The 12,635-nt window shown below is 73.0% G+C and carries 10 protein-coding genes; all 10 read left to right on the forward strand.

All coding sequences use genetic code 11. From position 1 onward, the window contains the following. Nucleotides 1-1,562: ADP-ribosyltransferase (locus AB0O67_RS32975; protein ID WP_365458275.1), on the forward strand; the 1,562-nt coding region annotated here is incomplete at its 5' end. 42 nt (nt 1,563-1,604) lie between these two features. Beyond that, nucleotides 1,605-2,006 (forward strand): hypothetical protein, encoded by a 402-nt coding sequence (locus AB0O67_RS32980; protein ID WP_365458278.1) that lies wholly within the window; start codon nt 1,605-1,607, stop codon nt 2,004-2,006. Nucleotides 2,007-2,040: 34 nt separating this feature from the next. Continuing rightward, nucleotides 2,041-2,397, forward strand: a complete 357-nt coding sequence (locus tag AB0O67_RS32985; protein WP_365458281.1) for a hypothetical protein — start codon at nt 2,041-2,043, stop codon at nt 2,395-2,397. A gap of 4 nt (nt 2,398-2,401) precedes the next feature. Next, nucleotides 2,402-3,184: a hypothetical protein gene (locus tag AB0O67_RS32990; protein WP_365458284.1), complete on the forward strand. Its 783-nt coding sequence runs from the start codon at nt 2,402-2,404 to the stop codon at nt 3,182-3,184. A gap of 85 nt (nt 3,185-3,269) precedes the next feature. After that, entirely contained in the window at nt 3,270-3,725 is a 456-nt protein-coding gene (locus AB0O67_RS32995) for an HD domain-containing protein (RefSeq protein ID WP_365458287.1), read from the forward strand. Nucleotides 3,726-3,910: 185 nt separating this feature from the next. Then, nucleotides 3,911-4,210, forward strand: a complete 300-nt coding sequence (locus AB0O67_RS33000) for a hypothetical protein (protein ID WP_365458290.1) — start codon at nt 3,911-3,913, stop codon at nt 4,208-4,210. Nucleotides 4,211-4,286: 76 nt separating this feature from the next. Beyond that, nucleotides 4,287-5,642 (forward strand): type VII secretion integral membrane protein EccD, encoded by a 1,356-nt coding sequence (gene eccD / locus AB0O67_RS33005; RefSeq protein WP_365458293.1) that lies wholly within the window; start codon nt 4,287-4,289, stop codon nt 5,640-5,642. An 81-nt stretch (nt 5,643-5,723) separates the two neighbouring features. Beyond that, a complete protein-coding gene (locus AB0O67_RS33010; RefSeq protein ID WP_365458296.1) occupies nt 5,724-7,145 on the forward strand; it encodes a hypothetical protein in 1,422 nt (473 codons plus the stop codon). Between the two features lie 34 nt (nt 7,146-7,179). After that, complete coding sequence (gene eccCa, locus AB0O67_RS33015; protein WP_365458299.1) at nt 7,180-11,160, forward strand: type VII secretion protein EccCa; 3,981 nt, start codon at nt 7,180-7,182, stop codon at nt 11,158-11,160. Between the two features lie 4 nt (nt 11,161-11,164). Beyond that, entirely contained in the window at nt 11,165-12,589 is a 1,425-nt protein-coding gene (locus AB0O67_RS33020) for a DUF6177 family protein (RefSeq protein ID WP_365458302.1), read from the forward strand. The last annotated feature ends 46 nt before the right edge of the window (nt 12,590-12,635 follow it).

Genomic DNA, 12,635 nt, shown 5'->3' on the forward strand with positions numbered 1-12,635 from the left:
TGCTGGGCGCGGCGGGCAAGGCGGGCCGGGTCATCGACCCGATGACCTACATCGCCAAGGGCGCGGGCGCCGGACTGTCGAAGATCGGCGACATCGCCGCCAGCCTCAAGGGCGTCGGCAACATCGACATCCCCACCCTCCCGGACGGCTCCGTCCACCTGCCCGACGGCCGTCTGATGGACCCGAACGGCAACCTCATCGCGCCCAACGGCGTCGTCGACACGACGCCGGTCACGCACGAGACCGGGCCGGCGGTCCCGCACGGCGCGAACACGCCGACGCTGCCGGCCCACTGGACGATCCAGGGCAGCGGCCAGCCGCCGGTGTACGCGGGCGTGCACGCGGGCGACGGCATGCCGCACACGCTCGACAACGCCGCGCACCACAACGCCCCCGGCGGGCAGTTCGGACCGCCGGGGGCGTCGACGCCGTACGGCAACGTGCCGTCGCCGTCCGCCTACGACCACGCGCCGTCGCCGTCGGCGTACGACCAGACGCCGGCCACCGCACCGCACACCGGGGGAGGTCACCCCGGCGGCACCCCCTGGTACCACCAGACCGCGGGGACCAACCCGGTGCACGACATCCCGACCACGCCGCACACCGGCGGACCCGACGTCCCCGGCCCCGGCGGCCACACCCCGGACGCCCCGCACGGCACGGGCCACGACCTGCCGGGCGGCACTCACGCCGACGACGCCTCGCACGGCGCCGGACATACGGACGACGCGGCGCACACCGGCGACCACACGCACACCGGGGACCACACGGACCTCGGCGACCACGTGGGCCTCGGGGACGACGCCGTGGACGGCGCCGCGCACCACGGCACCGACGTGCCGGGCACCCCGGCCCATCAGGGCGCGGACGTGCCGGGCAGCGGGGCGGGGGAGCCGTTCGAGTACAGGCCGTCGATGTCGCGGGAGGAGTTCGCCGGCCTCAGCGATGCCGAGAAGCACGCGGTGGCCGCGGCCGAACTGGCGCGCGGCACGAACCCTGCGGCGAGCGTGAGCGACGCCGCGGGACTGGCGTACGGCAACGCGTACTGGAACGACTTCTTGGACGGCCTGCCCGCCGAGTCGCGGGAAGCGCTGCGGACGTACAGTGGCAACGAGTACGACCTGATCAACGGCCACCTGCGTTTCGGCAACGATGTGAGCGACACGCTCAAGCACACCATCAGCGAGATGGACCGGGTCATGGACACTCGGCCTGTGCCCGAAGCCATCATGATCATCCGGGGCACCGGGGTCGACCACGTCAAGATCGACGGCCGGCCGCTGAAGTCACCGCTGGACATGCAGGGCGGTGTGTTCGACGACAAGGCGTACACCTCCACGGCACTCGGCAGGACGCCGCCGCCGCCGTTCGACAGTAAGCCCGTCTGGATGCACCTGCGGGTACCGAAGGACACCCCGGCCCTGTGGATCGACCACCTCTCCAAGTACCCCGGCGAACGCGAGCTGCTTCTCGCTCGGGGTTCCCAGTACAAGGTCACGCGCGTCTTCATGGACGAGGCCGGTAAGTGGCATTTGTACGGGGAGGTTCTGCCGAGGCCATAGCCTTCGTCGCAGATCAGCCCGAACCAGAGGAACATGAACGCCATGAGCAGTGAACGACCGATCAACCCGCGATTCGACGAGGACGTCCACTTCAACCTCGTGTCGCCGGGTCCGCCGCGATACCAGAACCACACCGACAAGCCCGTGCGCTACCTCACGGTGGTCGCCAAGCAGGATGGCGCCGTACTCGGTTACGTGTGGGCCAATGACGAGGACGACGCGGCCGCGTGGGAGCCGCGCGAGGCTGCCGGACCTCGGGCATTCTCCGAGGGGGAGATCTGGCACGCCAGGCTGGAGGGTGCCAAGGGGCGGGGCGTCCTTCCCTCGCAGGCCCTCGCGGAGCTGCTCGAGAATTCGGAGGGTGTCAGGGGCCGGGTCCTGCCGGACTCCCTCACCGACGCCCCGAACGCCGCCGCGGTTGAGGCACTGGCCAAAGGTGAGTAGAGAACCACGGATCAACCCGCGCTTCGATGACGACGTGCGGTTTCGCCAGGTGGACGGTCCCCCGAGTTACGCCCGCAACACCGACGGGCCGGTGGCACACCTGAGCGTCGCCGACCGCACCGGCACGGTCATCGGGTACGTGTGGGCGAACGACAAGGACGACGCGGCGGGCTGGGTGGTGCCGTCAGGGCTTTCTGGAAGCGCCCTCAACGCCGGTGGGCGTTGGGTGCGGGCCCTACGCGGTGGGAAGGCCCGGGATCTGGCCCCGACCGTCCTGCTCGCGGAGCTTGCGCAGGGCACGAACGACTGCCAGCAGAGCCATGTCCTGCCGTCTTCCGTCACCGAGGCCCCGTCCCTGGCCGCACTCAAGGAACTGGCCGCGGGAGGCTGAATCCGTGCCGCACGGCCCGACCGGCACACCTGATCTCGTGCACTACGTCACCGTGACGGCTGCCGACGGCGAGATCGTCGGGTACGTCTGGGGCGATGCCACCGGCGTCGGCTGGGTGCAGTGCCCGGCAGGCCGCGGCGACTCCCTCCGGGCGGGGACGCAGTGGCACGACCGGGCGCGGGAGCTGCACGGACGGGGCCTCGCCCCGCGCGGCGTGCTCAGTCTGCTCAGCCGCGAACCCGGCATCGGCCCCGTCACCGGCGCCGCCGACGTCGCCGCGATCGAGGACATGGCCCGGGTCCCCACCCCGGACCCCGAAGGACACCCGCTCGATCAAGGGGGCGGCGAGGACGTGGACGTCCGGCGGGAACCCACCGACGACCGCGAGGGTTCCCTCCTCATGTGCAGGTTCTGCGGAGGTTCCCCCGCCGCCGACGTCACCTTCCGTGCCCACCGTGGGCTCGTCGTCCTCATGGGGTTCCAGAAGTCGGGTGGGCCCATGTGCATGACCTGTGGGCTGGCCGTGTACCGGGCCTACACCACGCACACCCTCTGCGTCGGCTGGTGGAGTCCCCTCTCGCTGTTCGTCTTCGCGCCGTTGACGCTGGTCCGCAACGTCCTCGCCGTGCGCCGGGTGAAGCGGCTCCCCGCCCCGGGGCCGGGGACGCTCGGCCCGCGCCACGACCCCGGCGTGCCCGTACGCCGGCGGCCGCGCGCGTACGTCGCCCTCGTCCCGGCCCTTTGGGTGCTCTTCATGATCGTGACGGGGCTGTCGGGAGGGGTGTGAAAAGCCGCCAGAGGCCGCCGCACCCCGGCTGTACGCATGGCGCGTCCATGTCTTATGTTGCGGAAGCGTAGTCAGGGGGAGCCGCATGCCGCAGGAGATGAGTCTCACCGAGGTCGAGGCCGTCGCCCGCACCGCCCACGCCGGGCAGACGGACAAGGCCGGACGGCCGTACGCCGAGCACCTGTCGGCCGTCGCCGAGGGGGTGCGCGCCCGGGGCGGGGAGGACGACCTCGTCGCCGCCGCCTGGCTGCACGACGCGGTCGAGGACGGAGCGCTGAGCGAGGAGTGGCTGGCGCGCGCCGCGCTTCCGCAGCGCACCAAGGACGTCGTACGGGCCGTGACCAAGCGGCCGGATGAGGAACCGCAGGCGTACGCACGCCGGATTCTCGCCACGCCGGGGGCCCGGCTCGTCAAGGCCGCGGACCTCGCGCACAACGCCGACCCGGACCGCCTCGCCCTGCTCGACGAGCACACGGCGCGGCGGCTGACGCAGAAGTACGCCACCATGCGCGGCCTCCTCGGGCTCACCCCCGACGACTGACGACCGCGCAGACCCACGACCGAACGACGACGAAAGACGAGGACGTACGACGACGTACGACCGCGACGACGAACGACCACGACGACGAACGACCGCGACGACGAACGACCGCGACGACGAACGACCACGACGACGTACGACCACGACGAACGACCACGACCTCTACGGCACGGGACGACGACTGAATGGCACGGGACTACGACAGCCAACTGCTGGAGTCGGTGGCGGTGCGCCGGCGCCGGATGCGCGACGCGCTGCTCTTCGGCGCGCAGCGCGCCCGACGCACGGCCGACGAACGGCTCGGCAAGATCTTCGCGGGCATCGCCATCGCCGCCGTACTGTGCGCCGGCTGCATCGGCTGGTCCTTCGTCCAGTCCACCCTCGCCAAGCAGCGGGCCGAGCAGGAGAAGCAGCGCCAGCAGCAGGAGCAGATGTACAACCCGTCGCCCGGCAAGTCCGCCGCAGACGGTGGGGAGAAGCAGTGAACGCGGTGTGCGTGACTGACGTGAGCACGTCGCCCGGCGCCGATGGCCGAAACGACGCGATGATAGGTTCCGGTGAGTGGTGAGCACATCAACGACGTCCCGGACTCAACTGAGCCGGGTCACCCTGGTCGGTGAGCGACGACGCGCCGACATCGTCCTGCCCTCGGACACTCCGATCGGCCAACTGCTCCCCGACATACTGCAGTTGCTCGACGACCGGGCCGCCACCCGGCCGACCACACGGCAACTCATCAGCACCGACGGCTCGGTGCTCCCGCACGAGGCCACGCTGTCGTCGGCCGAGGTACCGGACGGCGCCGTACTGCGCCTGGTGCGCGCCCATGCCGCACCGCCCGCCCCGGTCGTGCACGACGTCACCGACCAGGTGGCCGACGACCTCGACCTGCGCGGCTGGCGCTGGCGTCCGGCCGCGCGCCGGGCCAGCGCCGGTGTGGCCACCTTCGCCTTCGCCGTGGCAGCGGCGGTGCTGGCCCGCCGGGAGTTCGGGCTGGAGTCCGTCGCGACCGCGCTGCTCGCCGTGACCGCCGTCTTCCTGATCGCCGGTGCGGTGGTCGGGAAGACCGGCGGCGGCAACGTGGGACTCGCCAGCGCCCTGCTGCTCGCCTCCGGCGGGCTCGGCGTGCTCGCCGCGTGGACCACGGCCGACGCCTACGACTGGCCCGGCACAGCCCGGTTGGCCGGGGTCGTCACCGCTCTGGTGCTCACCCTCGTCCTGCTCGCCTTCTTCTCACCACTCGGCCGCGGCGGACTCATCGGAGCCGGTGCGGCCGCCGTCATCACCGTCGTGTGGGAGGCCGTGGCCGCCGTGCAGGACCGGCCGGAACGGCTCGGCGCCGTGATGGCGGTGTTCTCCGTGGTGCTGCTCGGCCTGCTGCCCCGGCTCGCGCTGATGGCCTCCGGCCTCACCGGTCTCGACGACCGCCGCTCCACGGGCACTTCGGTCAGCCGGCACGAGGTCGGCAACGCGCTCGCCGCCACCCACCGCGGCCTCGCCCTCGCCACCGTGGTCACCGCCGCCTCCGCCGCCGCCGGCGGCTGGCTGCTGACCACCGGTGAGGACCCGGCCGTGTGGTCGGTGGTCCTCGCCTCGCTCACCGCGGTGGTCCTGCTGTCCCGGGCGCGGGCCTTCCCGCTGGTCGCCGAGGTCGTGGCGCTGTTCGGGGCGGCGGCGCTGCTCGTCGTACGGCTCGCGGTGCTGTGGCTGGACCAGGCGGGTGGCGCCGGTGCGCTCGTCCTGCTGGCCGCCGCGGCGCTGCTGCCGCTGCTGGTCCTCGCGATCGAGCCGCCGGAGCACGTCCGGGTGCGGTTGCGGCGCCTGGCCGACCTGATCGAGTCCCTCGGTGTGATCGGGCTCTTCCCGCTCGCCGTCGGGGTGTTCGGCATCTACGGGCAACTGCTCAACAAATTCTGAGGCTTCGAATACCAGACGCCGACACGCGTCGCTCCGGGCGGGGACGACGAAGCGGGAGCGTCGCGGGAGAGAAAGGGCGACATGCCGAGCGGGGACAACTGGCAGGGCGATGTCCTGCGCGACCTGAGGGCCGGCGCGGCCGGGCAGCGTGCCGCGCAGCCGGGCGCCCGGTCCGGGGAACAGTCAGGCGCGCAGCCGGACCAGGCGCATCCACAACAGGAACAGCAGCAGCCGCAGCAGCAGTCGGCAGGGCAGCCGGGCCCCCATCCCGGCCCCGCGTACGGCTACCCCCAGGCGCACCCCCAGGCCCAGCAGTCCGGTCCCGGCCCCGCCTACGGCTACCCGCAGCAGCAGCCCGCCCCCGGCGTCCCGCAGCAGCAGGCGCCTCCCGCCCACTCCCAGCAGCAGGCCGCCTACGGCTACCCGCAGCAGGGTCATCCCGGCCAAGGCCCGCAGCAGCCCACCCCGTCCCAGCAGTACCCCGACCAGGCACAGGCCTACGCCGCCCACCCCCAGCAGCAGGCCGCGCCCTCCCCCGCGCCGCAGCCCGCGCCCGCCCGCCGCGCCCCGGCCTCCCGCGCCACCCCCGACTCCCGCCCGGCCGTCGACAGGCGGATCGCCGACACCGGCCTCAAGCCCCGCCGCGGCGAGCCGTTCGGCACCCGCGCCCTGCGCGCCGTCCGCCGTACCGTCTCCTCCTCCGCCGCGCGCGAGGTCGCCGAGACGACCGCCACGGCCGAGGTGCTCCAGCAGGCCGTCACCACCGGCCGCCAGATCGCGGTCACCTCCATCCGCGGCGGCTCCGGCAAGACGACGGTCGCCGCCCTGCTCAGCACCACCTACGCGCACTACCGGCAGGACCCGGTCCTCGTCGTCGAGGCCGACCCGGCGCTCGGCTCCCTGCCGCTGCGGCTCGGCGCGGAGAACCTGCGCTGGACCACGGGCGACCTCGCCGACGTCGTCGAGCCGCAGATGTCGCTGCTCGACGTCACCGGCTACCTCGTCCAACTGCCCGACAACGCCTGGCTGCTGCCCGGCAGCCAGGGCCAGGTCGGCGCCATGCTCGACACCCGGGCCTACGAGCGCGTCATGGTGTCGCTGCGCCGCTACTTCGGGGTGACCGTCGTCGACTGCGAGACGCTGCCCGCCGAGGTGGCCCGTACCGCGCTGTCGGCCGCCCAGGCCCGCGTGCTGACCGTGCCCGCCACGCTGGAGGGCGTCGCCAGCACCCACGCCGTGCTCCAGTGGATGCGCGGACTGCCCCGGGACATCACCACCTCGACCGTGGTCGTGCTCACCGAGACGGTGCCGCACGCCGGCGTCGATCTGGACAAGGCCGCCGAGCCGCTGAAGGCCACCGGTGCGAGCGTACGGATCCTGCCGTACGACCGGCATCTCGCGGCCGGCGGCACCATCCGCACCGACCTGCTCGCGCGGGCCACCCGGCAGGCCGCCGCCGGCCTGGCCGCGGAGGTCTTCCAGCTCTCCCAGAAGCGCCGTTGAGCTCCCCGGAAGGGAAAACCCAGAGGCAAGGACGATGAGCACCCGACTGATCCACCGCCCGGCCCGGACCACCCGTCCCCCGGCCGCCCCCGCGTCGCGCACCATAGAGGCCCCGCCCAACCTGCCCGACGGCAAGACGGGTTCGATCGCGACCTCGCTGCTGCCCGTGGCCGGTGTGATGTCGTCCGTCGTGATGATGACGGTCGTGCGCAACAGCCAGTTCGCGGCGCTGGGCGCGATCATCCTCGTGGTCACCATCATCGGCTCGCTGATCCTGGTGTTCTCCCAGCGCGGCAAGGCCCAGCGCACCCGCCGCACCCAGCGCGAGGCCTACCTCGCCTACCTGGAGGACCTGCGGGAGGAACTGTCCAAGGAGGAGCGCGAACGCCGCGAACGTGCCCAGGTGCTCAACCCGCCGCCGGACGCCCTCTACGACATCGTGCGCGACCCCGCGCGGCTGTGGGAACGACGCCGCATGGACGGCGACTTCCTGCGTGTGCGCGTCGGCACCGGTGAGATGCCGGTACGCGACCTGAAGGTCGGCGACCAGGGCTCCTCCGTGCTCACCCCGCCCGACCAGTTCATGCTCAACGAGGCCTCCGCGCTGGTCTCCCGCTTCGGCACCGGCACCGAACTGCCGCTCACCGTCCCGCTCGACCGGGTGGGCAACGTCAGCGTCATCGGCAGCCGCGAGGACACCCTCCGGGTCGCCCGCGCCCTGCTCGTGCAGGCCGCCGCCACCCACGCCCCCGACGACGTGGCGATGGCCCTGGCCGCGCCCGGCGACCGGATCGGCGACTGGGAGTGGGCCAAGTGGCTGCCCCACCTGCTCGACGGCGAGCAGTTCGACGGGCCGGTCGCCGCCCGCCGGATCGCCCCCTCCATGCCCCAACTGGCCCGCCAGATCGGACCCGAGCTGCGCCGCCGCGCCTCCTACGCGGCCGAGGTGCGCCGCGGACTGTCCGGCCGGGACGCCCTCGCCATGTCCTCACGGCTGATCGTCGTCGCCGACGCGCACGGCGACGACGCCGTGGACCTGCCGCGCCCCGACGACGCGGTCGGCCTGCGCGACATGGGCGTCAGCGTGCTGCACCTGCTCGACGAGCGGGTGCAGGAGCCCGGCAGCGTCGGCGTCCGCATCACCGTCGAGGGCGAACGCGTCGTCATCGAGGACCTGCGCGAGAGCGAGCCGATCAGCGCCCGCGGCACCGTCGACGAGGTCGGCACCGCCTTCGCCGAGGGCCTCTCCAGGATGCTGGCCCCGCTGCGGCTGTCCGCCGACTCCATGGGCGCCGACGCCCCGCTGACCGGCCCGGTCGACTTCGCCGAGCTGCTCGGCATCGACGACGTGGCCCGCCTGGAACTGGACCGGCTGTGGGCGCCGCGCGGCGAACGGGCGTTCCTGCGCGTGCCGATCGGCATCAGCGACTCCCGTGAGCCCGTCCTGCTCGACCTGAAGGAGTCCTCCGAGCTGGGCATGGGCCCGCACGGCCTGTGCGTCGGCGCCACCGGCTCCGGCAAGTCCGAGCTGCTGCGCACCCTCGTGCTCGCGCTGGTCGCCACCCACCCGCCGGAGGACCTCGCCCTCGTCCTCGTCGACTACAAGGGCGGCGCGACCTTCGCGCCCTTCGCCGACCTGCCGCACGTGGCCGGCGTCATCACCAACCTGGAGAACCAGGCCGGCCTCGTCGAGCGCGTCCACTCCTCACTGGCCGGTGAGGTCAAGCGCCGCCAGCAGGTGCTCAAGGACGCCGGAAACGTCGCGGACATCGGCCACTACGCCGCGCTGCGCGCCGAGAAGCGCCCCGACCTGGAACCGCTGCCGCACCTGTTCGTGGTGATCGACGAGTTCGGTGAACTCCTCACCGCCAAGCCCGACTTCATCGACCTGTTCCTGTCCATCGGCCGGATCGGCCGGTCCATCGGCGTGCACCTGCTGCTGTCCAGCCAGCGCATCGAGGGCGGCAAGCTCAAGGGCCTGGACACCTACCTCTCGTACCGGCTCGGCCTGCGCACCTTCTCCGCCGACGAGTCCCGCACCGTGCTGGACACCACGGACGCCTTCCATCTGCCCCCGCTGCCCGGCTTCGGCTACCTCAAGGTCGACACCAGCCACTACGAGCGGTTCAAGGCGAGTTACGTCTCCGGTGCCTACAGCGGCCCCGTGCAGCGCGAGACCGAGGACACCGGCCCGCTCGCCCTGGCCTACGAGGCGTACAACTCGCTCGGGGAGGAGTCCGGCGCCGCGCCCGAGGTACAGCCGCAGATGCGGCGCCGGGAGACCGGGCCCACCGAGATGGGCGTGATGATCGACCAGCTCGAAGGCGCCGGCGCCCGCGCGGTACGGCAGATCTGGCTGCCCCCGCTGCCCGCCGCGGTCGCCCTCGACAAGGTTGCGGGACCCGTCGAGGTCGGGCCGCGCGGCATGCAGCTGGCCAAGCGGAGCGGCCCGTTGCGGGTGCCGCTCGGCGTCCTCGACGACCCCACGAAGCAGTGGCAGGGCCAGTGGTACCTGGACCTCACACTGGCCGGCGGCCACGCGGCCGTCATCGGCGGCCCCGCGTCCGGCAAGACGACCCTGCTGCGCACTCTCGCGCTCTCCCTGGCGCTGACGCACACCCCGCAGGAGGTCGGCGTCTACGGCCTCGACCTGGTCGGCGGCGGCCTTCAGGCGCTGTCCGGGCTGCCGCACGTCGGCGGCATCGCCGGCCGCGCCGACCGGGAGCGCGCCGCGCGCACCATCGACTCGGTGCGGGCCATGCTCGACCAGCGCGAGGAGCTCTTCCGCATCCACTCCGTCGACTCGCTCGAACAGCTGCGCACCCTGCGCGCCGGCGGCCGTGTCACCGAACTGGCCTCGACGGAGATCGTGCTGCTCATCGACGGCTTCGGCGCGCTGCGCGACGACTTCGAGGAACTGGACGACGCCGTCGCCGACATCCTCAAGCGCGGCAGCGGCTACGGCATCCACGTCGTCGCCGGCATGCTCCGCTGGAACGACGTGCGCATCGCCACCCAGTCCCAGTTCGGCACCCGCGTCGAGCTGCGCCTGAACGACCCCAGCGAGTCCAGCATCGAACGCAAACTCGCCCAGACCCTCTCGCCCGAGGAGAAGGGCCGCGTGCTCACCGACGGCAAGCTGTTCGCCCAGGTCGCCCTGCCCCGCACCGACTCTCTCGCCGACACCGCCGACCTCGGTGCCGTCCTGGAGCGCACCGCCCGTACGGTCCGCGCCACCTGGACGGGCGACGTCGCCCAGCCGGTGCGGGTGCTGCCACACGTCCTTGAACCCCAGCAACTGCCCACGCCGGCCGCCGAGCCGCGTCGCGTTCCCATCGGCCTGGACCAGACGCAACTCGCCCCGGTCCTGCTGGACCTGTTCCACCACGACCAGCACCTGCTGATCATGGGCGACAGCGAGTGCGGCAAGACCAACCTGCTCAAGGTGGTCACCCAGGGCCTGATGGAGCGTTACGGCGACGACGAGCTGGTCTTCGGCGTCTTCGACCCGCGCCGCGGCCTGCGCGGCACCATCCCCGAGGAGTACCGGGGCGGCTACGCCTACAACGCCAAGCTGTGCGCGGGCCTCGCCGCCGGCATCGCCTCCGAACTGGAGAAGCGGCTGCCCGACGAGGGCTCCGACGGCGCCGACCTGGAGCCCGGCAGCTTCTCCGGCCCGCGGATCGTGATCGTCGTCGACGACTACGACGTCCTGACCACCGCCGGCCAGCAGCCGCTGGCGCCCTTCGTGCCGTACATCCCCTCGGCTGTCGACATCGGCCTGCACTTCGTCCTGACCCGGCGGGTCGCGGGCGCCTCCCGCGGCCTGTACGAGCCGATGCTGCAGAGCCTGCGCGAGTCAGGCGCCTCGGCGCTGGTGATGGCCGGCGACCGCAGCGAGGGCCAGCTCTTCCCCGGCGTCTACGCCAGCCAGCAGCCGCCGGGCCGGGGCACCCTGCTGCGCCGGGGCGAGGCCACCCGCCTCATCCAGACCGTCTACGCGCGGACCAGGTGAACCCATGACCAAGGACGTCATCGCCCTCACGAAGAAGATGCCCGACCCGCTGAGCGTGCTCGCGGGCCTGCTCTCCGGCGGCCCCGACAAGCTGGTGGGCGCCGAGGGCGACGGAGCCGTGGTGCGGCTCTGCGACGAACAGGGCCGTCCGCTCGTCTCCGTCGAGGCACCCCTGCTCGTGCAGGTCCGGGGCGAGGCCGAGCGACTGCTCGGGGCGCGTGAGCCCGAGACGCCGTACTGGTGGACCGAGGCCCGCGCCACCACTGGCGTCAAGGAGGCCGAGGAGCTCGCCGGGACGTTCGCCGCCCGGCTGGCCACGCTGGTCGGCGGCACCGCATGGCCCCGGGAGGCCGCGCGGTCGATGGGCGTGGTCCGGACGGACGGCATCGGCGTCGTGCCGGCCCAGGCCGCCGCGCAGCCCGCCGTCGACGTCCTCACCGACAAGGTCGCCGTCGTCATCCAGGACCGCCCCGTCGTGGCGATGACCGCGTGGCTCGCGGACGCCTTCCGCGCCGCCGCGGACGCCGGACGCGGTCTGCAGATCGTCACCCCGGCGGGCACGCGCATGTCGCCCGCCGTCCGGAACGCCCTGCCGGGCTGGCCCTCGCGCTGGGTGGTGCAGGACGAGCGGGACGGCTACTACGACGGCCTGTCCGGGGCCGTACTGCGCTGGGACAACGGCCTCTTCGTGACCGTCGAGTCCCCGGAGGCGACCCCCGAGGACCCGCGCACGCCGGTCGCCCGCGCCTTCGGGGAGGGCATCGCAGACACCGGCGAACGCCAGCTGGCCATCTCCTTCCGCACCGTCCACCCGGCCGACGACCGCCTCGTGCTCGGCGGCGCCGTGGAGGCCGTGTGGCAGGCGATCACGGGCGAACCGCCGTCCGGCTGGGGCACCGAGGAGCCGGCCAACCTGCCCTGGTCGTTGCGGCAGTTGACCGACGTGGCCCATGAGCGGACCCCTGCGCCGACCTGGCTGGTGGTCGTCGGCACGCCCGAGCGTCCAGGCCTCGCGACCGTGCGCATCACCCGGACCAAGGCCGGTGTCGAGGAGGACGTCACCATGGCGTTCGGCTACGGCACGCACGAGGAGGTGCCGGAGGGCGCCGTCCCGGCCGCCGCGGAGGCCCTCGCCACCCGGCACGACCTCCAGTCCATGCTGGTGCAGATCCGCCGGGCCCGCCGCGACCTGTCCGTACCGCCCCGCTTCGAGGGCCCGGGCGTGCCGTACGCCTTCGTCCTGGGCGCCGAGGAGGTCCGCACGATGCCCGGCGACCGGGCCCGGCGCACCCCGCTGCCGGAGCGCCCGCGTGAACTCGGCCCGCGCACCCGGCCGGCGCTGTACTACCCGCTGCCCGGCGACCCCTCCGACCTGTCGGGCTGGCAGGACTTCGAACGCCTCATGCGGCATCTGAAGGGCACGTCCTGAACATTCCGCGCTTCTGAGCGAAGGGCCGGGCGACCACCGCGCGTAC

The organism is Streptomyces sp. NPDC086077, from assembly GCF_040686175.1.
Taxonomy (GTDB): domain Bacteria; phylum Actinomycetota; class Actinomycetes; order Streptomycetales; family Streptomycetaceae; genus Streptomyces.

Coding starts and splice junctions, on each gene's coding strand:
- AB0O67_RS32980 (WP_365458278.1), top strand. CDS start 1,605: ATGAGCAGTGAACGACCGATCAACCCGCGATTCGACGAGGACGTCCAC.
- AB0O67_RS32995 (WP_365458287.1), top strand. CDS start 3,270: ATGCCGCAGGAGATGAGTCTCACCGAGGTCGAGGCCGTCGCCCGCACC.
- AB0O67_RS33000 (WP_365458290.1), top strand. CDS start 3,911: ATGGCACGGGACTACGACAGCCAACTGCTGGAGTCGGTGGCGGTGCGC.
- AB0O67_RS33010 (WP_365458296.1), top strand. CDS start 5,724: ATGCCGAGCGGGGACAACTGGCAGGGCGATGTCCTGCGCGACCTGAGG.
- eccCa (WP_365458299.1), top strand. CDS start 7,180: ATGAGCACCCGACTGATCCACCGCCCGGCCCGGACCACCCGTCCCCCG.
- AB0O67_RS33020 (WP_365458302.1), top strand. CDS start 11,165: ATGACCAAGGACGTCATCGCCCTCACGAAGAAGATGCCCGACCCGCTG.